The organism is Catenibacterium sp. UBA627, from assembly GCF_002299355.1.
Lineage (GTDB): Bacteria > Bacillota_I > Bacilli_A > Erysipelotrichales > Coprobacillaceae > Catenibacterium > Catenibacterium mitsuoka.
The window spans coordinates 1-249 of the sequence record NZ_DBPF01000142.1 but is presented as its reverse complement, the minus strand read 5'-3'; positions in this window follow the sequence as shown (position 1 = coordinate 249).

The window sequence follows — 249 nt, the reverse complement described above, 5'->3', positions numbered from 1 at the left end:
GGTACCCCACCAAAAAATGGAATGACCATATTACCTACATCTTGCCCAAATAATTCCATATCTGCATCTAGCTTTTCATTTTTCATCTTACTGCACTTGCGCCACATAGTAATGATTCAATCATTCCAAGCATCGCAATACTAAAAGCAGGAATAATAAGATGAGTTACAGTTGTAAGATTCAGACTAGAAATAGATAGTCTTGCATCTGGAAATAATGTAGTAGAAATCTTACCTACAACTGTTACAT